This window comes from Mesorhizobium yinganensis (assembly GCF_040081985.1).
In the GTDB taxonomy this organism is placed as follows: domain Bacteria; phylum Pseudomonadota; class Alphaproteobacteria; order Rhizobiales; family Rhizobiaceae; genus Kumtagia; species Kumtagia yinganensis.
This window is the reverse complement of sequence record NZ_JBEBMH010000001.1, coordinates 231,946-254,027: the sequence shown is the minus strand read 5'-3', so window position 1 is coordinate 254,027 and position 22,082 is coordinate 231,946. Positions and strand designations below refer to the sequence as shown.

Here is a 22,082-nt window from a genome sequence, read left to right as displayed (position 1 = left end):
GGCCTTCGGCGCTTCCGGCGCTCTATGCCCGCGCACCGCGAACGGTTCTTCAAGCCATCGTCCGGCCGTGGCCTTCCGGCCGCGGCGGCCGGCGCCTATTCAGCCGCCTCGCGATGTTCCTCGAGGCTGGCGATGTATTTTTCGGCGTCCAGCGCCGCCATGCAGCCGAGCCCGGCCGCCGTCACAGCCTGGCGATAGACGTCGTCGGCGACGTCGCCCGCCGCGAACACGCCCGGCACATCGGTGTTGGTGGTACCCGGCGCCGTCCACAGATAGCCGTTCGGCTTCTGCTTGAGCTTGCCGACGAACAGTTCCGTCGCCGGCGCATGGCCGATCGCTACGAAAATGCCGTCGATCGGCAGGTGCGACACCTGGCCGCTGACGACGTTGCGCAGCTTGAGACCGTCGGCGGTGGGCGGCAGCGGCGCCTTGCCGGGCCGGCCGGTGATCTCATCGACCACCGTATCCCAGATGACGCGGACATTTTCCTTCTTCGCCAGCCGTTCGCGCAGGATGCGCTCGGCGCGGAAATCGTTGCGGCGATGAATGACCGTCACCGACTTTGCCAGATGCGAAAGATAGAGCGCTTCCTCGACCGCCGAGTTGCCGCCGCCGATCACAGCCACGTCCTTGCCCCGGTAGAAAAAGCCGTCGCAGGTGGCGCATGCGGAGACGCCGAACCCCTTGTAGGTGTCCTCGGTCGGGATCCCCAGCCATTTCGCCTGCGCGCCAGTGGCAATGATCAGCGCGTCGCACGTGAAGGTGAGGCCCGCGTCGGTCTTGACCCGGAACGGGCGCACGTCGAGATCGACATGGGTGACGATGTCGTTGACGATATCGGTGCCGACATGCTCCGCCTGCTTCAGCATCTCGCCCATCAGCCAGGGACCCTGGATCGGCTCGGCGAAGCCGGGATAGTTTTCCACGTCGGTGGTGATGGTGAGTTGCCCGCCCTGCTGCAGGCCGGCGATAAGCACCGGCCTCAGCATGGCGCGCGCCGCATAGATTGCGGCGGTGTAGCCGGCCGGGCCGGAGCCGATAATGAGAACGGGCGCGTGTTTCGCGGTCATGAACTGCCTTCTTTCGAGAACCCCTGTACCGCCCCTATGGCATTCGTATGAAGCGCGGTGAAAAGACGCACGTAATCTAGGTGTTGCCGGGCGGTGCAGCAAGGCGGCGGTCCTGCTCGTCCCCGGAAAGCTTGCGAAACACGGACAAACTGCGATTCCCGCCGAAATAGGCCGGAAGGGCCTGACGCGGCGGGCCACTTTGGTCTATGCACGCAGATCACTGCCTCATTCGGGACATTTCATGCCAATCAGGGCGGAACTCGACGCGATCGACTGGAAAATCCTCCGGGAACTGCAGAACGACGGCCGCATGACCAATGTCGAATTGTCGCGGCGGGTGGGCATTTCGGCGCCGCCCTGCCTGCGCCGCGTCAAGCGGCTGGAAGATGCCGGCGTGATCCGCGGCTACCGGGCGCTGCTCAACGGCCCGGCGCTGGGCATGGACGTCGTCGCCTTTTGCCTTGTCGGCCTGAAACATCAGTCGGACAGCGACCTCAAGGCTTTCGCGGAAAAGACACGCGCCTGGCCGATCGTGCGCGACGCCTGGATGGTGTCGGGCGAGTCCGACTTCATGCTGCATTGCGTGGCGAGCGACCTCGCCGCCTTCCAGACCTTCGTAATCGAGGAACTGACCTCCTCGCCCAATGTCGACACGGTGCGCACCGCGCTCACCATCCGCCAGGTGAAGGATGAGGGGCTGGTGGCCATTGCGTCATGAGGGCTTACGTCATCAATCTCGACCGCGACCGGGAGCGCATGGCGCATATGGAGCGGCAGGGAAAGCAGTTCGGGATCGACTGGACCCGGATTTCGGCCGCCGACAAGCTTGACCAGGAGATTGCTTCGCGTGCCGCGCGCTTGCGGCCCGGACTCCTCGGATTCGTCATCTCCGCCGGCGCCATCGGTTGTTTCGAAAGCCACCGGAAAGCCTGGAAGCTGATCGCCGATTCGGGTGACAGCCATGCCGCCGTCTTCGAGGATGATGTCGTCTGCTCGGCGGCGTTATCGGAATTTCTGGCGACCGCCGAATGGATTCCGCGGGACTGCGATGTCGTGAAGCTCGAAACCTTCGGCCGGACCACAATCGGCGCGAAACCGGCTCGCATTTTCGCGGAACGCAGGATCGTCCGGCTCCATGGCCGGCATCTCGGCTCAAGCGCCTACATCATCTCGCGCAAAGCGGCGGAACGCCTGCTGGCGCTGTCAGAGGATTTCGCGGACCCGGTCGACGAGTTCCTCTTCAACGCCCAATCGCTGCATTTTCCCCGGCTGACGCTTTACCAACTCGACCCGGCGCCCTGCATCCAGGGCTCCCATCTCGGCCTGGACGAAAATGCCGCCTATATGAAAAGCAGCAACGATCCCAACAAGAAGCCCAGGAAAGCCCGGTATACATTCCGGAAATACGCGACGCGCAAGCTATCCCGGCTGATCGAAAAGCTGTCCATCGTCGCGGGCCGCCTGGAACGGCGCAAGATCGATTTCAGGTGAAGCGGACGAACACCCACTTCTTGTCCGACGATATGTTGGAAAGGAAGCGGGCGACGTGGCCGCCGATCTGAAGGAACGGGCGCTTGATCTCGCGCCATAGCTTGCCCAGCCCCTTGAGTTTTTCCCCCGTCCGCTCGTCGTGCAAATCGCTTCCAAGCCCGATGATCATCGACGGCTCCTTGACGACGAAATCCTGGACGCAGACCGCCGGCAGCAACTGGTAGATGGCGAGCGACGCGGCCGAGGGCTGGTCCAGGTTGAAGACGAACTGGTCGGCCGGACTGGGGAACGTCCCGCTCATCTCAAGCAGTTTTTCCGCGCCCTTGCGCGTCACGACATAGCCGCCCGCGCCGGCGTGCTTGCTTCTGAGCCGATGCAGCGCCCGCCCGTCGACCGCCCCTGCGGCTGCCTTGTCGACACGCGCGTATTGAAGCTTGGTCTCGATCTTGACGACATCGGCCTCTTCGGGAACCCAGGCGCCGTCGCGCAGAAGGCGCGCCGCGTCGCCTCCGACGTGAAGGTCATCCTCGAATATCGCGGCGTAAGGAAGATCCTCATCGACAATGCGCCGCCAGCATTCCCGATGACTGAGGAAACACGCCGTCTCGCCGGCGCGCAGTTCCCGCGAACTGGCGTCCGTGCTTTGCAGGCGCCGAATCTCCTCAACCGACAGTTTCTGTCCGTCCACGGCATCGACGCGGCTGAACCGCAGCCCGAGGCCGTCGAACAGCGATTCCATGCGTTTGAGGCGCTCCGGCTGCCGATCGAGATTGATGACAAACAGCTTCATCCAGCGGTCTTTGCGAAACAGAGGCTGCCGTCGGCCACGCCGCCGCCGTTTGCACGGCCGCGTTTCGTGGCGTGCGACCCCTCAGATCGGCTTCCAGTTGGGATCGACCTTGGACGCTTCGGCTCGCCAGAGATCGCCATAGTCGACGTTCTGCCAGTCCTTGAACCAAGGGCCGCCATTGGTGAAATGAACGGCGGCCGGCGTACCGGTGGCCGGCTTCTCGTTCCAGCCCTCCAGCCAGTTCCATCGTTCCGGCAGGGCTCCGATTTCGTCGTCCGCGGCCCACTGCATGCGATGCAGGTAGGCGCCCGTCTGACTGTTGATCACCTCCGGCGTCAGCGTCTTCACGGACGGATGCTCGCAGTTGAACAGCATGAAGGACGACCAGTTCTTGCGCGGATAGTTGGTCTGCACCTTGCCGTCCATCTTGACCGTCGCCTTAGGCGTGTAGTCGTGCTTCACGCACAAGACAGCCTTAGACGGGTCCAGATATTCGGAGAGCTTGGCGATGTCGTCGAGGAACAGGAAATCGCAGTCGCAGAACAGCGCCCAACCCTTGTAGCCTGCAAGCCACGGGGTGAAGAAGCGCGAATAGGTAAATTCGGTGGAGGCCAGAGGGTCAACCTCGCGCGTATAGGCGCCCTTCGCCACCAGGTCCTGGAGCTTGATGGCGTGAACCGCGACGGGGATGCTCGCCCGTTCAAGCAGCGTCTTTTCCGCGACGTCATAGGCGATCGGCTCGCGGGAATCCCAACCGATGTAGATGTCGAATCTGTTTTCCAAGGTGCTAATCCTTCGCGGCCTGTTTGCGCTTGTATTTGGGCTTCTGGTCGTCGCCGGCCGGCCAGACATGGATATTGCGTTCCGCGACCTTGCGCTCGAGCCATGACCGTTCGTCGGCCCAGGCATGCTTTTGCCAGCCCTGCCAGCTAAAACCGGCTATCTCGACGTCCCACTGATCCGCCGGGCATTGCTCCAGCGCGTAGCGGATGCCGAAATATCCGGTACTTGGATAAGTGCGCCGTTCGACCAGCGTCGACGGCTCGAGCCCCAGTTCCCGGCACCCCGCCTCATAGTCGGTGACCGGCAATATCGCCACCATCTTGCCGGCGCCGCCGAACAGGTTGATCGACGCCCAGGTCCACTCGGTCCTCCTGCCCTTCATTTGCGCCCAGAGGCTGACCTTCGGGGCGTATTTCTCGATTGAGATCGGGTGGAAAGCGAGAATGACCAGGCCTGCCGCCTGCACGATCGGCGACGTGGGGTAATCGGGATTATCCAGCCGGCGCTTCATCGGCTTGCCCGTATTGCAGACGAAAAGCCATGTGGTCTTCGTCCCGCTCATTCCGATCGAGGCTTTCGGCTCGTTGAAACGCATGACGGCGTCGCAGGCATCGACCCGTTCCGACATGTCCTCAAGCAAAACGCCGTTGCCAACGATGAACAGTTTCTTCCTAGCCATCGGGCTCTCCAGGCGCTTGCCGCTTGCCGGGCGGTTGCGCTGTCTAAAACATTGTGCCGTTCGACCGCAAACCGAATCTCTGTCGGCTCAACAACGGCGACGGATCGAAACGCCGGAAAAACGGTCCCGGCATTTGGCGCCGGCTGTCAGCGCTTTCGGAATACGGCCAAGCGCAACGCCAACCGGTACCACGCCCGCTTGATCTCACGTGACAGCACCTCGCTGAGCGGCTTTGCCTTCTTCTGTACGATGGTGCCGCCAAGCAGGTGCCCGATCTGCCGGACCGCCGGCGGCCGCGCGGCCAGGATGCGGATGTTCACCAGCCAGCGCATCTGGATGGTCGTATCGACCGGCCGGTCGAATGTCGCGGTCAGTTTCAGAAGTTCGGCCGCCGCCTGCCGCCCGACAAGCTGCATCTGCATCCCTAGCCCGACATGCGCCGGCTCGACCAGCGCCACCTCGCCGGCTTTGGCGACCTCGGTGCCGCTGTCGGTATGACTGCGATAGGGAAACCGGATGTAGTCGCCGGCCCGGATCGTGCTCAGAGCCAGCGCCAGCGCCGGCCCGAACGATCCTTCGATGGGTTCGACATCGTCCTCGACGATCAGCCCGGCGTCGAGCCCTCCGTCGACGATCGCCTGCCAGGCCTTGCGATGCGACAGGAAACAGCCGATCTCGGCCTTGCGGAGCGCGAACGGATAGCGCGGGCCATGGAGATGGCGGCGATAGGCCGCTTCAATTTCATCGTCCCCCAGCGCCAGCCCGTCGACGGCATCGACGACATTGACCGGCAGCGGCAGTGTGGCCGTCAGCCTGTCGACCTGGACCTTCCGCGCCTCGGCGCGCCCGAGATGGATGATGAACGCTTCGGCTTTCATCCGCCCCGTGACCAGACCTGGTTGTAGACCTGCGCGATCTCGTGCGCTTCGCGGGACAGGGGAAACCGTGTCCTCGCATGCGCCAGCCCATTCTCGCCATGGGCCTTGGCCATTTCCGGATCGTCGAGATAGGAACGGATCGCCGCGGTCAGTGCCGAACCGTCGCCGGCCGGCACGACCGATCCGGTCTCGCCCTCCACGATCATCTCGGCATACGCCCCGGCGTCGCTCGCCACCACCGGCGTGGCGGACGCCATCGCCTCCAGCGGCGTCAACCCAAAACCCTCGTTGCGCGATGGCGCCACATAGAGCGAAACGCGGCGGTACCAAGCTTTTATCTCGGGAACCTCGCCGAGGAAGAGGATGCGTTTTTGCAGCCCGGCGGTGGCGATGCGGCGCTTCAATTCCTCGGCAAAACCCCGGTGCTCGGCGGTGACGCGGCCGGTGATCACCGCGGTCCAGTCCGGACGATCGGGCAGAAGCGCGATCATGGCGTCGATAAAGAGATCGGTGCCCTTCTGCGCCCGCACCCGTCCGAAGCAACCGACGGCATATTTGCCGGGCAGGCCGGAGGCGGCAAAACCGTCGTCCGCGGTCCGTGCGGGATGGAAGGCGTCGAGATCGACGCCGTGCATGATCACGGTATGCGGAACTTCGAGGAAAGAACCGGAGCGCGCGCTGGTGGCGATCACCGCCTCCATGCGCCGGATCAGCCATTTGGTGAACGGGCGATGGTCCCGCTGCGCGGCCGATGTGAAGACCAGATGCAACGGCATGCGCAGCACGCTCTTCAACACAATGCCGCCGATCATCTCGACGTTGCGGCGCGCATGCCAGATGCGCTTTCGGCCCGAAGCCGGCCGCCGCCACAGGTCCGCAAGCTGCCACCAGCGCAGTTTCGGCAGGCTGTCCGGCAAGCCGGGGCCAAGCGTAGCGATGCCGACGGTCCTGGCCTGCAGCGGCACCAATTGCACGATGGTGCTGGTCACGCCCGAAAGCCGCTGCTTGAAGTTCGGCGCGATCACCTCGACCCGTGACAGGTCAGGCGCCGCCGTTCCGTCCGGGAACGGCTGCATGGGACCGGTCATTCAGAAAGGCCGCGAGCCGGCGGTCAGACGAAGGAGAGTTTGACGATCTCGTAGCCGCGCGGGCCACCCGGCGCGTTGACCTCGACCGAATCGCCGACTTCCTTGCCGATGAGGGCGCGGGCGATCGGCGACGAAATGGAGATGCGGCCGGACTTAACGTCGGCTTCCTGGTCGCCCACGATCTGGTAGGTCTTGGTCTCCTCGGTGTCCTCGTCGACCAGTTGCACAGTTGCGCCGAACTTGATCTTGGAGCCCGACAGCTTCGAGATGTCGATCACTTCGGCGCGGGCCACCAGATCCTCGAGCTCGTTGATGCGGCCCTCGTTGAGGCTCTGCGCCTCCTTCGCCGAATGATATTCGGCATTCTCCGACAGGTCGCCATGGGCGCGCGCCTCCGAGATCGCCTCGATGATGCGCTGCCGTTCCTCCTGCTGACGCCAACGCAGCTCTTCCTTGAGCGACGTGAACCCACCCGCAGTCATCGGAACCTTGATCATTTCAACACGGCCTTTCCGTCCCCGGTCTAGTACCTGCCCCTCCGCCAGACGCGGCGGACAAGGGTACAGGCAAAAAAAGAAAACGGTCCGCAAGCCTTGGCATCGAACCGTTCTCAGCTCATTCGGGCCAATATATAACAATGTTCGGGGGATTTTCACGACAAAAAATGCCTGACCTCACAGGGCCGGGATTTGTCGGACGGCCGCATTCACCGAGTCGTGACCGCACCGACGAAGTATTCCCCGAGGGCAGCCTTGAGCGGCGGCGGTGTGCGCCTAAGTCGGATGTATGCAGACCTCTAAAAAGCTATTCATCGCTGCCTTTTCCCTCATCATGGCTGTTGCCGGTGCAATTCCGGCACGTGCGCAGGATGTCGATGCCGACGTGATAGCCGACGGCCTGCGGAATCCCTGGGGCCTCGATTTCCTGCCGGATGGTGGCGCCGTCGTCACCGAGCGGCCGGGACAGATGAGGCTGCTCGTCGACGGCAGGCTTTCGGACCCAATCAACGGTGTCCCGAAAGTCGCCGCGCGCGGCCAGGGCGGTTTGCTCGACATCGCCATTTCGCCTCGCTTCACCGAAGACAGCCTGGTTTTCTTCAGCTTCTCCGAGCCTGGCTCCGGAGGCGCGGGCACCGCGGTGGCTCGCGCAAAACTCGTTCGCGACGGCGGCGACGCACGGTTGGAGGATGTGACAACCATCTTCTCGATGAACCGCAAGACCGGCACCACCCGCCATTTCGGCTCGCGCCTGGTGTTTTCGCCCGATGGCACGCTGTTCATCACCACCGGCGACCGCGGCGACGGCAAGCGCGCGCAGAACATGCGGGACCATGCCGGCGCGGTGATCCGCATCAACACGGACGGCACCGTTCCCGCCGACAATCCCAAACCCGAAGGCTGGCTGCCCGAACTCTGGTCGAAGGGCCATCGCAACATCCAGGGCGCGGCGATCGATCCCGCGACCGGCACGCTGCTGACGGTCGAGCACGGCGCCAAGGGCGGCGACGAGATCAACCGGCCTGAAGCCGGCAAGAACTACGGCTGGCCGGTGATTTCGTATGGCATGGACTATTCCGGCGACAAGATCGGCGTCGGCACCGAGGCGCCGGGCTACGAGCAGCCCCTGCATTACTGGGACCCCTCGATCGCACCGTCCGGCATGGCGGTCTATGATGGCGGCATGTTCTCGGAATGGAAGGGCGACCTTCTGATCGGCTCGCTGAAATTCGCCTATCTCGCTCATCTCGACCGCGACGCTTCCGGCGGGATCGGCGAGGAGACGCGGCTGGTCGAGGACGAATTCGGCCGCATCCGCGACGTCAATGTCGCGCCGGACGGTTCAATCTGGCTGCTGACCGATCAGCGTCAAGGGGCGATAGTCCGCCTGTCGCGGGCAGACTAGGCGCAGGGGACAGTTTACTTTTTTCGGCCCGAGCCAGCCTTGAAACGGCAGCGCTCTGCCGAAACAAGTAAACTGTCCCCGGAGCCTAACCTATCCCTTGTAGGCGTCGATCTGCACGGCGAGTTCGTTGTACTCCACGCAGGTGGCGCCGCAGCGCTTCTCGATCTCGGCAAGCTGCTTCTTGGCCGCTGCGACATCGCCGAGCTGCAGATGAGCCTCGCCCAAATACTCGTAGACGACGTAGTAGTTCGGATCGGCCCGCAGCGCTTCCTCGTAATAGCCGAGGCCGACCAGCACCCGGCCAGCCTTGCGGTGCGAATAACCGAGATAGTTCAGGATGCGCGGGTCGTTCTTGTTCTGGGCGAGGCTGAGAACCTTGATGGCCTCGTCATAGCTGCCCTTCTGCGCAAGTTGCCGTCCAGTCCAGTAGATGGTGTCGTCGTCGACGGCGCCGCTCTTCTGGGTGACGCATTTTTTCGTCTTCTTGTCGTAGATCTTGCCCTTGGCGCATTGCGGCGTGTTTCCCCCACCGCCGCTGCCTCCGCCGCTGCCACCACTGCTGTCTCCACCGCCACCGCCCGCCCCCAGCGACGGACCGACGGCAAGCGGGGCCAGAAAAAGCGCGGAAGCGACGATCAGCGCATAACGGAATTGCATCTGCCTTCTCCTCGAAACGATTGTTGAACCTATACGCGCGTCAACGCTGCCGGGGTCCGGGTTCTTCCCGGCGTTTCGGTCGAACCTGCGGTCACGCGCGGAAGATGAAGGCCGCGCCGCCGCAGATCATCGCAAAGCCGATCACATGGTTCCAAGTGATGCTTTGGCCGAGATACAACACCGAAAACACCATGAAGACAACGAGCGTGATGACCTCCTGGATCGTCTTCAGCTCGGCCGCGGAATAGGCGGCGCTGCCCCAGCGGTTGGCCGGCACGGCCAGCCAGTATTCGAAGAAGGCGATCCCCCACGAGAACAGCACGGCCGCGTAGAGCGGTGAGGTCTTGTATTTCAGGTGCCCATACCAGGCGAACGTCATGAACACGTTCGAGGCAAGAAGCATCAGGATCGGCAGGACCTTCGGCGACAGAAGCATGCTCATCAGGGATACCGTGGTTGCGGGAGACGCGCCATTTCGGGACAACGCCCGCCCCTGTCAATGCCGCCCGCGGCGCCAACGTCTCACCGGACGTGACCTTGCGCACAATTTCTGTATCATCGTCCACGCGTTACCACGGAGATCACCGGTGCAGCGAAAACTCGAAAAGGACTGGGACCTGACCATCGGTCCGGACACCGTTCGCATTTTCATCGAGAAGGCCAAGGCGATCAGCGCCGGCGTGAACGAAGACTATGCCGACGGCCAGGACCATGAGGTCGAGTTCGACGGCGATGTCCGGGACAACCATCATCATGACGGGCTGGCGGAGGAAGAGACCGAAAACCTGATCGAGGAGGAACTGCGCGAACTGATCAACGATCTCAATGTGGACGAGGCCGCCGAGCTGGTGGCGCTGGCCTGGATCGGGCGTGGCGACTACGAGGCCGCCGAATGGTCCGAAGCGGTGACCGCGGCGCGGGAGCGCGGCAACAGGCGCACGGCGAAATATCTGATGGGCATGCCGATGCTTGGCGACTGGCTGGAGGAAGGGCTGGAGGCCATCGGCGCCTGAGCATCGAGCCCCTCGTCGCGGCAACCAAACCGGCGCATCGCCGTTGAGCGGCGATGGATTTTTGCGCCTGCCTCCTATCCCTGGCCGCCTCCGGCTTGACCGTCGCGCTTCTGGCCGGCGCGTCGGCGCAAACGCCAAGGCTTCCGGAGAAGGTGCCGGCGCCCGAAGTCCATCCTCCTCCCGCGGGCAACATCCCTCCCAAACATCTTGGCGATACCCCAGTGCCGGAGCCGCGCCCGGATGAACAGGCCTCGGGCGGCGCGACCGGAAAGACAGCAGCGCCGGAAACCTCTGTTGACGAGCACAGCAAAACGCCGCCGGAACCGGCGACGCCGGCCACGGCTCCGGTGCCTGAGGTATCCCCGCCTGCGCCGAATCGAGAAGTTCCACCCGATCCCCGCTCGGCCGAAACGCCGTCGCCACTCATGCCGCCCGCCGAAACCACATGCCGCCAGCGCCTGCGGACCCTGGGTGTCGACTTCGAAGCCCGCTCCGCCGAGAAGGACGAGGCAGGATGCTCCGTACCCTATCCGATCGCGGTCAAAAGTCTCGGCAAGGACGTTGCGCTGGAGCCCGAGGCGGTGATGAACTGCGCCATGACGGAGGCGGCAGCCCGCTTCGTGGCTGAGATTGTCGCGCCCGCCGCGAAGCGCGAATTCGGCGCAGACCTCAAATCGATCTCGCAGGCCTCGGCCTATGTCTGCCGGCCGCGCAACGGCACGACGAAGCTGTCCGAACACGCATTCGGCAACGCGCTCGATATCGCCCGCTTCAACCTGTCGGACGGCAAGGCCGTGGAGGTCGTTCCAAATCCCGAAGAGCGCGAGGCACGCTTTCTCCAGACGCTGCGCAATGCAGCCTGCGGCCCGTTCAAAACGGTGCTCGGGCCGGGCAGCGATGCCGACCATGAGAGGCATTTCCATCTCGACCTGGCGCCCCGCAAGCACGGCGGGACAGTATGCGAATAGGTGTCCGGCTGGAAATCGTGAGGTATCCATAAATCCGTTTCGAGACAGACGGATGCGGCGGCATCGTGAATCAGTTCATGAGGCTGTTCCCGCCCCTCGGCCACAATCGCGCCGCAGGCCTGAACGCCATCGCTGACCTTTCCTTTACGCTTGGCCCTTAGAGTTCGGCCTCGAGGGACCAGGGACTTCATCGATGCGCATTCTTGCCTCGCCCACGCTTCGGCGTGCCTGCGTGGCGGGCCTCCTTGCGGCGCTCGCCACCGCCTGCTCCACCGAAAGCGTGATGTCGCTTCGGCCCGATGTCGATGTCGGAACCCGCACCGCCGGGGTGCCGGCGGCAATCCCGATAACCCCGGTGCCGGCCGATCCGATAGTTTCCGTTCCAACAGATGAAACGGCGCAAACTCCGGCCGATCCGAGCCCGGCTCCAGCCGATCCGTCACTCACCGCCTATCCGCATTTCGAAATGCCCGCCGAACCGGTCGAAGTCATGCCGTCCGACGAGGTCGCCTGCCGCCGTGATCTCAAGCGGCTCGGCGTGGAATTCCGGGACCTCGACCCCATTCATGAGGGCGGCTGCGGCATAGACTGGCCGGTGCAGGTCTCGGCGATCGGCAGCGTCGAGATGAAGCCAGCCGCCACGCTGAGCTGCGCGATGGCCGCAACCTTCTCCCGCTGGACCAGGAAGGAACTCGTTCCGGCCGCGCGCTGGCGCTACCTGTCCGGCGTCAAGGCGATCCACCAGGGATCGAGCTATTCCTGCCGCAACATTCGCGGCTCGCGCGGCACGCCCTCGCAGCATTCGCGCGGCAACGCGCTGGACGTGATGCGCATCGAGCTGAACAACGGCCGGGATATCGACGTGCGCAAGCCCGGCTGGTTCGCCTTCCGTCAGCGCGGTTTTTTGAACACGGTGCGGCAGGACGGCTGCGATTATTTCACCACCGTGCTCGGCCCCGGCTACAATGCCGACCACGCCGACCATTTTCACTTCGACATCATGCAGCGCCGGAACGGCTACGTCGCCTGCAGATAGGCCAGTCCGATCCGCGTGACGATGCCGGTTGGCAGCAGCCGGCATGGAATGGGCTTGGAGGCGAGCGCCGGACGATTTACAAAGCAGTCCCGCAAGGCGCTCGCGCGAATGGCAGACAAACAAATCCAACGCCGGCTCGCCGCAATCCTGGCCGCCGATGTCGTCGGCTACAGCCGGCTGATGGAGCGCGACGAGACCGCCACGCACACGCAGCTCACTGCACGCTGGCGTGAGGTGCTGGATCCCCTTGTCGAAAAACATCTGGGCCGCATCTTCAAGCGCACCGGCGACGGTGTCTTCATCGAGTTCGGCAGCGCCGTCAACGCGGTCGAATGCGCCGCCGCCTTGCAGCGCGCCATGGCCTCCGCGAATGAGGGTGCGCCGGAGGGCCGCGCGATCGTGCTGCGCGTCGGCGTCAATCTCGGCGACGTGCTGGTCGAGGGCAGCGACCTGTTCGGCGACGGCGTCAACCTCGCGGCCCGGATCGAGACCTTGGCCACGCCCGGCGGCGTCGCCATCTCGGACAATGTCCACCAATATGTGCATGGTCGGGTCGGTGTCGATTTCGCCGACAGCGGCCATCACGAGGTCAAGAACATCGAGCGGCCGGTGCATATCTGGAGCTGGTCGCCGGACGGAGCCGTGGTGGCCGCTCCCTCACCTTCGCCGGAGCCGCCTCCGGCAATGCCCGACCGGCCGTCGATCGCCGTGCTGCCCTTCGACAACATGTCCGGCGACCCGGAGCAGGGCTATTTCGCCGACGGCATCACCGAGGACATCATCACCGATCTGTCGAAGGTCTCGGGCCTGTTCGTCATCGCCCGCAATTCGTCCTTCGCCTACAAGGGCCAGAGCCCGGATGTACGCCGGGTCAGCCGCGAACTCGGCGTCCGCTATGTGCTGGAAGGCAGCGTGCGGCGCGCCGCCAACCGCATCCGCATCAACGCCCAGATGATCGACGGCACCACAGGCGGCCATGTGTGGGCCGACCGCTTCGACCGCCAGGTCGAGGACATCTTCGAGGTGCAGGACGAGGTGACGCGCACCATCGTCACCGCCTTGAAGGTGAAGCTGACCGATGGCGAGGAGGCGCGGCGCGAAAGCCGTGCCAAGATCGAGCCGGAAGCCTATGACCTGCTCGTGCGCTCCCGGCAGGTGGTGATGCAACTCTCGCCCAAGACGGCCGTTGAGGCGCGCGCCATGCTCGAGCATGCGCTGGAGATCAATCCCGGCCTGGCGCTCGCTTATGCTCGGCTGTCGATGATCGCCTTCGCCGACTACGCCAACCAGTGGAACGGGGCCACACCGGCTAACCTGGACCGCGCGCTGGAACTGGCGCGCAAGGCAATCGAAACCGACGAGAGCGAGCCGCAGGGCCATATCGCGCTGGCGCTGGCATTGTCCTGGATGAAGCGGCTCGACGAGGCCGAACCCGCGGCCGAACGCGCCATCGCGCTCAGCCCCAATCTCGCCGACGCCTATACCGGCCTCGGCAATATTCGCGATTTCCAGGGCCGCTTCGAGGACGCCGTGGCGCTCTATACACGCGCCCACCGGCTCGATCCGCAATTCGACATGGCGCTGAATTTCCTGGGCCGTGCACTGCTGGCGCTCGGACGCTACGGCGAAGCCGAGATAGCCTTCAAGCGCCGCCTGCTGCTGGCGCCGCGCTCCGACATGACGCGCTTCTATCTCGCCTGCCTCCATGGCTTGACGGGACGGTACGACGAGGCGCGGCGCTACTGGAGCGAGCTGCTGGAGGTCAATCCCGGTTTTTCCGTCGAACACCTCAGGAGCGCCCTGCCCTACCGCGATCCGCGTCAGATCGACCGCTGGGTGGAGGGGCTGAAACGGGCGGGAGTAGAGACTTGAGGAAAACCCCCTTTCCGGCCGAACGGTTGTGAGCCGGCTTCCGAACATCGCATCTCCTCGCTATTCTGCTTCGCGCATGAGGGGACGGGAACAATGCGGCGGAAGAAGATTTCAGCGGCGCTTTCAGCGCTGCTCGTGATTGGCATAGCCTATGGCGCGGTTGCCTATTTCGCGCTGCCCGAATTCTGGACGGTGCATGACCGACACCTCGCCGACCGGATCAGCAATTTCCTGACGACGACGCCGCAAGGCATTCCGGGCGACCCCATCAATGTCGGCCTCATCGGCACGAAGGAAGAAATGCTGCGCGGCTTCCACAAGGCAGGATGGAGTGCCGCCGATCCCATTACCTTGCGCAGTTCGATCGACATCGGGCTTAGCGTCGCGCTCGACCGGCCTGATGACGACGCGCCGGTCAGCACCCTGCTCTACGAGGGCAGGCGGCAGGATTTAGCTTTCGAAAAGCTGGCCGGCGAAAGCGCCGATAGACGCCATCACGTCCGCTTCTGGAAGACCTCGGTGCTCGACGATGACGGCCGGCCGCTCTGGCTGGGTTCCGCGAGCTTCGACCGCGGCGTCGGTTTCAGCCACGACACCGGCCAGATCACGCATCACATCGCACCTGACATCGACGCCGAGCGCAACAATGTGATCGACAGCTTGCTGGAAGCGCATGTGATTTCCTCCGTCGACGAGGCAGTCGGCATCGGCAAGACCACCGACGGCCACAATGGCGGGGGCGACCCTTATTTCACGGACGGCATGATCAAGATCGGCGTGCTGGTTCCGGAATCCGAAAGCCCGCCCAAGCCTGTCCAAAACAGCGCATCCCCCAACTGAGCCTTTTCGAGAACGCCTGACGGATGCTAAGCAGCGTCCATGCTATACGTTGAAATCGGTATCGTGGTCGTCCTCATCTGTGTGAACGGCCTGCTGGCAATGTCCGAGCTTGCCGTCGTCTCCTCGCGCCCGGCTCGGCTGAAAGCAATGGTCGACCGCAATGTCACAGGCGCCGCCCGCGCGCTGAAGCTCGGCGCCAACCCCGGCAAGTTCCTATCGTCGGTGCAGATCGGCATCACGCTGGTCGGCGTTCTCTCCGGCGCGTTTTCGGGAGCGACGCTGGGTGAACGCCTGTCGGACGCCCTCGAAGCCGCCGGGGTCCCGGACCGTATGGCCGCGTGGCTGGGTGTCGGCATTGTCGTCGCCGTCATCACCTACGCATCGCTGATCATCGGCGAACTGGTGCCGAAACAGATCGCGTTGCGCAATCCGGAAAGCATCGCGGCGCGTGTCGCTCCGGCCATGTCGCTGCTGGCGATCATTGCAGCGCCGCTGGTGTTCCTGCTGGATATTTCCGGTCGCGCCGTCCTGTGGCTGCTCGGCCAGAAGGGCGAATCGGAGGAGAAGGTCACGGACGAGGAGATCAAGATGCTGGTCGCCGAGGCCGAGCATCACGGCACCATCGAATCGGACGAGCGGCGCATGATCGCCGGCGTGATGCGGCTTGGCGACCGCGCCGTGCGCGCCGTGATGACGCCGCGCACCGACGTCGACTGGATCAACCTCGCCTGGGACGAGGCGGCCATCCGCAAGGCGATCACCGAGACCGAACATTCGCGCCTGCCGGTGGCCGAAGGCTCGGTCGACACCATGGTCGGCGTCGTCCAGACACGCGAGGTCCTTGCCTCATTGCTGGCCGGCAACAGGCTCGACATGCAACGTCACATCCGCACCGCGCCGATCGTCCACGACCAGGCGGATGCTCTAGACGTGCTGGCGACGCTGAAGGAATCGGAGGTGCCGGTGGCGCTCGTCCACGACGAGTACGGCCACTTCGAGGGCATCGTCACCCCCGCCGACATTCTTGAGGCGATCACCGGTGTGTTCCGTTCCGACCTGCAAGCCGAGGAGGAACCGTCGGCGGTGCAGCGCGAGGACGGCTCCTGGCTGCTCGCCGGCTATATGCCCGCCGACGAGATGCGCGATCACCTAGGCATAGACATCCCCGAGAACCGCGACTACGAGACCGTCGCCGGCTACATCCTGTCGCAACTGCATCACCTGCCCGCCACCGGCGAGTGCGTTAATGCGAATGGCTGGCGCTTCGAGGTCGTCGACCTCGACGGCCGCCGCATCGACAAGGTCATCGCCTCCAAGCTCCCCGGCGTGCATCGCCAAGCGGGCTAAGTCCCAAGAGAGTCTGAAACCAACGGCTTGCGCTTGGCCGATGATTCAAGCCGGCGGCATGTTGAATCGGAATGTCAGCGGCTTCATCCACCGCGCGAACATGGCGCTCTCTCCATTCGACGCACGAAAGATGGGACGGATCACGTGTCTTGATTTGCCGCCTTGATTTGAACGCAGTCCATCCCTAACTAAGGTCATCGGCTGCCTCATCCGGGTCGAATGTTCTTCGGGATACGAGGTCAAGGTTCCTCGGCAGGGCGGCTGAATTGATCCGATCGACGATTCGCCGACCATGAATGTACCGGCGGCGTCTCAAGTCTCGGAAACGAGGGAAGCGGGCTTTTCGGCCCGCTTTTTTGTTGCGTGCTGTCCCGCCCCGATGGCCGGTTGCCCCCTGGGATCTTCCCTTGGGTAACTGCGACTTTGGCACAAACAGCCGCCAATTAAGCCAATTTTCACCATAGGGCACCATTGTCGGCAGCCTGCGGTCATGTATTGAGTACCGTGGTGCTTCGGCACCCAGGCAACAGCCCGTCGTCCCGCGAGGGTCGACGGGTTTTTCGTTTGATGGCCTGTGGTGACGCCCAAAAACAAGGGCGACCCGAAGGCCGCCCTGCGTATCCGGAAAAGTACAGGCGGATCAGGCCGCCCTGGCTTCCTCGGCCCGGGCATCGGCATCGCGGGCCGTCTTCAGGGCCTTCGACCACCACGACATGTCGTTCAGCAGACCCTTGGCCGCCTGGTTCAGGTGCTCGAACTCTTCCAGCTTCTTGCTGCCGTTCATGACCTGCGCCATGTCCGCCCAGACGATGTGGACGGCATTTCGCACCGGTGCCATCTGCAGTTCCACCGCGTGCAGGCGAAGCTGCTCGATCGCGCGCGCACCGCCGACGCCGCCGTAACCGACGAAACCGACCGGCTTCTTGTTCCATTCGCTGTAGGCGTAATCGAGCGCGTTCTTCAGCACGCCGGTTGGGCCGCGGCTGTATTCGGCGGCGGTGAAGATGAAGCCGTCGAAACTCGCGACCTTCTTCTGCCAGCGCTGCGCGACCTCGCTCTTGGAAGGCACGTAGAGCGACGAAGAGACCTCATCGAAGAAGGGCAGCGGGAAGTCGCGCAGGTCGACGACCTCGATTTCGATGTCGGAATTTTCCTTGGCGAGCTTGGCGAACCATTCGGCGGGCTTGTCGGCGAAGCGGTTGGCGCGCGTGGAGCCTATCACAAGGGCGATTTTAGGTTTAGACATTGGAAGTGACCTCTTGAAAGCTGGTATCTGGAGGATACCGACACTATTTAGGATACTGACAAGGACTGCCGCAAGGAGGCACTTTTTTGAAACCAAGGCACTTGCACCTCAGCGAGGATTGCCGCGCCGTCAGCGGCGTCCTGAATCGCGTCGGCGACAAGTGGACCGTGCTGGTGGTGACCAAGCTCGGTCCCGGACGCATGCGCTTCAGCGAATTGCGCGAGGCAGTCGGCGGCATATCGCAGAAGATGCTGACTGCGACCCTGCGCGGATTGGAGCGCGACGGCTTCGTCGTGCGCGAACAGTTCCCGACCATCCCGCCGCGCGTCGAATACGAGCTGACCGATCTCGGCCGCGAGTTGCTGGAGCCGGTTACGGCGCTGGCCGAATGGGCGCGCAGGAACGGCGAGCGGGTAGCCCGTGCCCGAGAGCGATTCGACAGGATCGCGGGCAACAGTTCGTGGGAAATGGATGAGGAATCGGAGGGCAGTAGGGCAGTAGGGCAGTAGGGCAGTAGGGCAGTAGGGCAGTAGGGCAGTAGGGCAGTAGGGCAGTAGGGCAGTAGGAAGGAAACGCGAATACGCGAGGCGGTCAATATGGCTGCGGCTGCCGCGTTCTATTTTTGCGCCGGCTTCAGGGAAGATGCCGGGAACGAATATCCCTACTGCCCTACTGCCCTACTCCGCCGGCACCGGCTTCGGTTTGCCCTCGCCGTCCAGCGCCACCATGATGAAATCCGCGTCGGTGACCTTCTCCATCAGATCGGTGAGATAGCGTTGCGCCCAGGCCTCGACCTTCAGGATCATCGAGGTGCGGCCGACCCGCGTGATATGCGTATAGATGCACAGCGTGTCGCCGATCTTCATTGGCTTGGCGAAGGACATCTCCTTGACCGCGGCGGTCACCACGCGGCCCTTGGCGCGCTCGGCGGCGCGGATGCCGCAGGCAAGGTCCATCTGCGCCATTACCCAGCCGCCAAAAATGTCCATCGCCGCATTGGCGTCGGATGGCATGGCCAGCGTGCGCAACGTAAGTTCCCCGGTGGGTTCCTGCCCGTTCGCGTAGTGAACCATCGCGTTTACTCTCCTCTCACCCTCCGCCTGCCCTAACCGTGGCGAGGAAAACGGTCAACGCGGTCCTGCGCTGCCACCCCGGTCGCTTTTCTCACAACCGATGCCGGAAGCCCCGCCTGCCGGCCGCCTGGCGTCCCGTTAAGCTGCCGATGTAGCCGCCCACCGGGATTTTCGCGCCTTCATGCAGACCTACGACTTCGTCATCGTCGGCTCCGGCTCCGCCGGATGCGTGCTGGCCGAGCGGCTGTCAGCGAGCGGCCGCTTTTCCGTGCTGGTGCTGGAGGCCGGCGGCACCGACCGGCGCTTTTTCGTGCAGATGCCGCTGGGCTACGGCAAGACCTTCTACGATCCCGCGGTCAACTGGAACTACAAGACCGAACCCGATCCGGGGCTGGCCGGCAACGCCGACCATTGGCCGCGCGGCAAGGTTTTGGGGGGGTCGAGCTCGATCAACGCCATGGTCTGGATTCGCGGCGATCAGGCCGACTACGATTCCTGGCGTGACCAGGGCAATCCGGGCTGGGGTTTCGACGACCTGCTGCCGGCCTTCAAGGCGATCGAGGACAACGAGGCGGGCGCCAGCCGCCTGCGCGGCAAGGGCGGGCCAGTCCACGTCACCGACTGCGCGAAGCTGGTCCACCCGCTCACCCAGCGCTATCTCAAGGCCGCCGAACAGGCCGGGCTTCCGCGAAATCCCGATTTCAACGGCGATATCCAGGAAGGCGCCGGCATCTACCAGATCACAACGCAAGACGGACGTCGGATGTCGGCGGCGCGCGCTTTTTTGCGGCCGGCGATGAAGCGCAGGAATGTCCGCGTCGAGACCAATGCTCTGGCGACCAGGATCATTTTCGAGGGCAAACGGGCCGTCGGCATCGAGTATGAACGGAACGGCGCAAAGCACACGGTCCGCGCCGGCCGCGAAGTGATCCTGTCGGCCGGTTCGATCAACTCGCCGCAGCTTCTGCAATTGTCGGGTGTCGGCCCGGCCGACCATCTGAAAAGCCTCGGCATCGCAATTGTGCACGCCAACGAGAATGTCGGCCGCAATCTCGAAGACCATGTCGGCATCAACTACACTTACCGAGGCCGTGAGGCGACGCTCAACCAGATATTGCGGCCGTGGTGGGGCAAGCTCCTGGTCGGCATGCAATACCTGCTGCTGCGCACCGGGCCGCTGTCGCTGTCGATGAATGCCGCCGGCGGCTTCTTTCGCACGGACCCGACGTTGCCCCGCCCCAACATGCAGCTCTATTTCCAGGCCTTTTCCACGGTGAAGCCGAAGGTGGGCGAGCGGCCGATCCTGACGCCGGACGACTGGCCGGGCTTTTCAATCGGCCTTTCCAACTGCCGGCCGACCAGCCGCGGCGAGATCATGATCCGCTCGAAAAACCCGCGCGATTATCCAAAGATTGTCGCCAACGCCTATTCGACCGAGGAGGACGTCGCCGAAATGCTGGCCGCGGTGAAATTCGTCCGCAAGATCGCGGCGCAGCCGGCCATGGCCGAAGTGATCGTCGAGGAAGTCTTGCCCGGTCCGTCGATCACTTCCGACGAGGATATGATTCTGGATTTCCGAAAACGCTCCGGCACGGTCTACCATCCCGTTTCCACTTGCCGCATGGGTCCCGATCCGGCGAAAGCGGTGGTCGATCCGCGGCTGAAGGTGCATGGGCTGGAGGGTCTGCGCGTCATCGACGCCTCGATCTTCCCCGACAACATTTCCGGCAACACCAACGCCCCGTCGATCATGACCGGCTGGAAGGGCGCGGAACTGGTGCTGGAGGATTGGAGATGAGGGCTGTCAGGCTCGCCCCCTCCACCACGCTTCGCGTGGTCCCCCTCCCCCGCTTCGCAGGCGAGGGTCCAAGGTTGCGGCCGGCAGCGACGTTGATCCTCCCCCGTTTACGGGGGAGGTGGCCCGAAGGGCCGGAGGGGGCACAAACAGAGGTCAGGATATGAAAATCACCGACGTAAAAACCTGGGTCGTCGGTAATCCGCCGCCCGGCATTGGCGGCCGCTATTTCATCTTCGTCAAGTTGACCACCGACTCCAATGTCGTTGGATACGGCGAGGCCTACAGCGCCACCTTCGGCCCGCATGTCACCGCCCGCATGATCGAGGATCTGGCCGGCCGCTACCTCGTCGGACGCGACCCGCACGACATCGAGACCTTTTTCCGCCGCGCCTATTCGTCCGGCTTCTCGCAGCGGCCGGATATTTCGGTGATGGGCTGCGTCTCGGCGCTGGAGATCGCCTGCTGGGACATCATCGGCAAGGAGGCGGGCAAGCCGGTCTACAAGCTGCTCGGCGGACAGGTGCACGAGACGCTGCGCAGCTATACCTATCTTTATCCGAATTCGGGCAGCGTCGTGCCGGTCGAGGCCGGGCCGGTCAATGTCTACAACGATCCCGACCTCGCCGCGGCCTGCGCGCTGGAATATGTGCGCCAGGGTTTCAATGCGGTGAAACTCGATCCCGCCGGACCCTATACGGTCTATGACGGTCACCAGCCGCGCCTCTGCGACATCGACCTGTCGGCCCGCATGATGAAGGCCATCCGGGAAGCGGTGGGTACGAAGGCCGACATTCTGTTCGGCACGCACGGCCAGTTCACCGCGTCCGGCGCACTGCGCATGGCCGCGGCAATCGAGCCCTACGACCCGCTGTGGTTCGAGGAACCGGTGCCGCCCGACATGCCGGAAGTCATGGCCGAAGTGGCGTGCGGCACAAAGATCCCGATTGCCACGGGGGAGCGGCTGACCACGAAATTCGAATTCGCCCGCGTCATCGAACAGCGCGCCGCGACGATCCTGCAGCCCGACCTCGGCCGTTCCGGCGGCATATTGGAGACCAAGAAGATCGCCGCCATGGCTGAGGCCTATCACATCCAGATCGCACCGCACTGCTATTGCGGGCCGGTGGTCGGCGCCGCCAACATCCAGTTGGCAGTGACCCTGCCCAACTTCCTCATCCTCGAATCCCTGAAGCAGTGGGACGGTTTCCACGAGACGCTGCTGAAGAAGAAGATCGAATGGCAGGACGGCCGCGTCATTCCGTCGAAGGAGCCCGGCATCGGTGTCGAACTGGACGAGGCGGTGTGCGACGCGCATCCTTATGACGGCGCTCTGCTGCACCTCGAAATGACCCAGGAAGCCCTCTTTCCCTGAGCCTCCCGACGGACCATCGACCCGGCGTCCGAACCCGCGTCGCTCGATGCCGCGGGATTGTCCAATCCCATCAACGGGGTAGAGGATGGCTGTTTTTCACTCCGGCCCCACCGGCAGCCATTTCTTGACGGGAAGGTATACGGCAAGAATTATCACGAATTCCGCGAAAATATTCAGCT

23 protein-coding genes are annotated in these 22,082 nt (G+C 63.8%); 12 read left to right on the top strand and 11 right to left on the bottom strand.

Features of this window, described 5'->3' with window-relative positions:
- Positions 1–95 precede the first annotated feature (95 nt).
- Positions 96–1,070, bottom strand: a complete 975-nt coding sequence (gene trxB, locus ABMA59_RS01250) for a thioredoxin-disulfide reductase (protein WP_349003474.1) — start codon at positions 1,068–1,070, stop codon at positions 96–98.
- A 241-nt stretch (positions 1,071–1,311) separates the two neighbouring features.
- Here trxB and ABMA59_RS01245 point away from each other — a divergent pair, with 241 nt between their 5' ends.
- Positions 1,312–1,788: an Lrp/AsnC family transcriptional regulator gene (locus ABMA59_RS01245; RefSeq protein WP_349003473.1), complete on the top strand. Its 477-nt coding sequence runs from the start codon at positions 1,312–1,314 to the stop codon at positions 1,786–1,788.
- Complete coding sequence (locus ABMA59_RS01240) at positions 1,785–2,561, top strand: glycosyltransferase family 25 protein (protein WP_349003472.1); 777 nt, start codon at positions 1,785–1,787, stop codon at positions 2,559–2,561. The genes ABMA59_RS01245 and ABMA59_RS01240 overlap by 4 nt, the downstream gene beginning before the upstream one ends.
- Here ABMA59_RS01240 and ABMA59_RS01235 read toward each other — a convergent pair.
- From ABMA59_RS01235 to greA, 6 genes are all read right to left on the bottom strand, one after another.
- Complete coding sequence (locus ABMA59_RS01235) at positions 2,554–3,351, bottom strand: glycosyltransferase family 25 protein (RefSeq protein WP_349003471.1); 798 nt, start codon at positions 3,349–3,351, stop codon at positions 2,554–2,556. The two genes, ABMA59_RS01240 and ABMA59_RS01235, sit on opposite strands and share 8 nt — an antisense overlap.
- Before the next feature lie 81 nt (positions 3,352–3,432).
- A complete protein-coding gene (locus ABMA59_RS01230; RefSeq protein ID WP_349003470.1) occupies positions 3,433–4,134 on the bottom strand; it encodes a glycosyltransferase in 702 nt (233 codons plus the stop codon).
- Between the two features lie 4 nt (positions 4,135–4,138).
- Positions 4,139–4,813: a glycosyltransferase family 29 protein gene (locus tag ABMA59_RS01225; RefSeq protein ID WP_349003469.1), complete on the bottom strand. Its 675-nt coding sequence runs from the start codon at positions 4,811–4,813 to the stop codon at positions 4,139–4,141.
- 146 nt (positions 4,814–4,959) lie between these two features.
- A complete protein-coding gene (locus ABMA59_RS01220) occupies positions 4,960–5,691 on the bottom strand; it encodes a glycosyltransferase family 25 protein (RefSeq protein ID WP_349003468.1) in 732 nt (243 codons plus the stop codon).
- Positions 5,688–6,779, bottom strand: coding sequence for a glycosyltransferase family 4 protein (locus tag ABMA59_RS01215; protein WP_349003467.1), 1,092 nt, complete (start codon positions 6,777–6,779; stop codon positions 5,688–5,690). Before ABMA59_RS01215 ends, ABMA59_RS01220 begins: the two co-directional genes overlap by 4 nt.
- Positions 6,780–6,802: 23 nt before the next feature.
- Complete coding sequence (greA, locus tag ABMA59_RS01210) at positions 6,803–7,276, bottom strand: transcription elongation factor GreA (RefSeq protein WP_349003466.1); 474 nt, start codon at positions 7,274–7,276, stop codon at positions 6,803–6,805.
- 289 nt (positions 7,277–7,565) lie between these two features.
- On the opposite strand from greA, the gene ABMA59_RS01205 reads away from it, so the two are divergent.
- A complete protein-coding gene (locus ABMA59_RS01205) occupies positions 7,566–8,681 on the top strand; it encodes a PQQ-dependent sugar dehydrogenase (RefSeq protein ID WP_349003465.1) in 1,116 nt (371 codons plus the stop codon).
- 90 nt (positions 8,682–8,771) lie between these two features.
- On the opposite strand, the gene ABMA59_RS01200 is transcribed toward ABMA59_RS01205, so the two are convergent.
- Positions 8,772–9,338 (bottom strand): tetratricopeptide repeat protein, encoded by a 567-nt coding sequence (locus tag ABMA59_RS01200; RefSeq protein ID WP_349003464.1) that lies wholly within the window; start codon positions 9,336–9,338, stop codon positions 8,772–8,774.
- 91 nt (positions 9,339–9,429) lie between these two features.
- Complete coding sequence (locus ABMA59_RS01195; RefSeq protein WP_349003463.1) at positions 9,430–9,780, bottom strand: DMT family protein; 351 nt, start codon at positions 9,778–9,780, stop codon at positions 9,430–9,432.
- A 145-nt stretch (positions 9,781–9,925) separates the two neighbouring features.
- Between ABMA59_RS01195 and ABMA59_RS01190 the strand changes: the two genes are divergently transcribed.
- The 6 genes from ABMA59_RS01190 (at position 9,926) to ABMA59_RS01165 (ending at position 16,414) form a co-directional block, all read left to right on the top strand.
- On the top strand, positions 9,926–10,351 hold the full coding sequence (locus tag ABMA59_RS01190; RefSeq protein ID WP_349003462.1) for a DUF3775 domain-containing protein: 426 nt from the start codon (positions 9,926–9,928) through the stop codon (positions 10,349–10,351).
- A gap of 425 nt (positions 10,352–10,776) precedes the next feature.
- Positions 10,777–11,319: an extensin-like domain-containing protein gene (locus ABMA59_RS01185; protein ID WP_349003461.1), complete on the top strand. Its 543-nt coding sequence runs from the start codon at positions 10,777–10,779 to the stop codon at positions 11,317–11,319.
- Positions 11,320–11,512: 193 nt separating this feature from the next.
- Complete coding sequence (locus tag ABMA59_RS01180) at positions 11,513–12,355, top strand: extensin-like domain-containing protein (RefSeq protein ID WP_349003460.1); 843 nt, start codon at positions 11,513–11,515, stop codon at positions 12,353–12,355.
- 108 nt (positions 12,356–12,463) lie between these two features.
- A complete protein-coding gene (locus tag ABMA59_RS01175) occupies positions 12,464–14,227 on the top strand; it encodes an adenylate/guanylate cyclase domain-containing protein (RefSeq protein WP_349003459.1) in 1,764 nt (587 codons plus the stop codon).
- A 93-nt stretch (positions 14,228–14,320) separates the two neighbouring features.
- The gene (locus ABMA59_RS01170; RefSeq protein WP_349003458.1) at positions 14,321–15,067 is read left to right on the top strand and encodes an LssY C-terminal domain-containing protein; all 747 of its coding nucleotides are present in this window, start codon (positions 14,321–14,323) and stop codon (positions 15,065–15,067) included.
- Between the two features lie 39 nt (positions 15,068–15,106).
- Positions 15,107–16,414 carry a hemolysin family protein gene (locus ABMA59_RS01165; RefSeq protein ID WP_349003457.1) on the top strand — a complete coding sequence of 436 codons (1,308 nt, stop codon included), beginning with the start codon at positions 15,107–15,109 and terminating at the stop codon, positions 16,412–16,414.
- Positions 16,415–17,054: 640 nt separating this feature from the next.
- Here ABMA59_RS01165 and ABMA59_RS01160 read toward each other — a convergent pair.
- On the bottom strand, positions 17,055–17,660 hold the full coding sequence (locus ABMA59_RS01160) for an NADPH-dependent FMN reductase (RefSeq protein WP_349003456.1): 606 nt from the start codon (positions 17,658–17,660) through the stop codon (positions 17,055–17,057).
- A gap of 86 nt (positions 17,661–17,746) precedes the next feature.
- On the opposite strand from ABMA59_RS01160, the gene ABMA59_RS01155 reads away from it, so the two are divergent.
- A complete protein-coding gene (locus ABMA59_RS01155; protein ID WP_349003455.1) occupies positions 17,747–18,169 on the top strand; it encodes a winged helix-turn-helix transcriptional regulator in 423 nt (140 codons plus the stop codon).
- Positions 18,170–18,337: 168 nt separating this feature from the next.
- On the opposite strand, the gene ABMA59_RS01150 is transcribed toward ABMA59_RS01155, so the two are convergent.
- Positions 18,338–18,733, bottom strand: coding sequence for an acyl-CoA thioesterase (locus tag ABMA59_RS01150; protein WP_349003454.1), 396 nt, complete (start codon positions 18,731–18,733; stop codon positions 18,338–18,340).
- A 181-nt stretch (positions 18,734–18,914) separates the two neighbouring features.
- Between ABMA59_RS01150 and ABMA59_RS01145 the strand changes: the two genes are divergently transcribed.
- Both ABMA59_RS01145 and ABMA59_RS01140 read left to right on the top strand, forming a co-directional pair.
- Complete coding sequence (locus ABMA59_RS01145; protein ID WP_349003453.1) at positions 18,915–20,531, top strand: GMC family oxidoreductase; 1,617 nt, start codon at positions 18,915–18,917, stop codon at positions 20,529–20,531.
- Positions 20,532–20,691: 160 nt separating this feature from the next.
- Positions 20,692–21,903 (top strand): mandelate racemase/muconate lactonizing enzyme family protein, encoded by a 1,212-nt coding sequence (locus ABMA59_RS01140; protein ID WP_349003452.1) that lies wholly within the window; start codon positions 20,692–20,694, stop codon positions 21,901–21,903.
- Positions 21,904–22,082 lie beyond the last annotated feature (179 nt).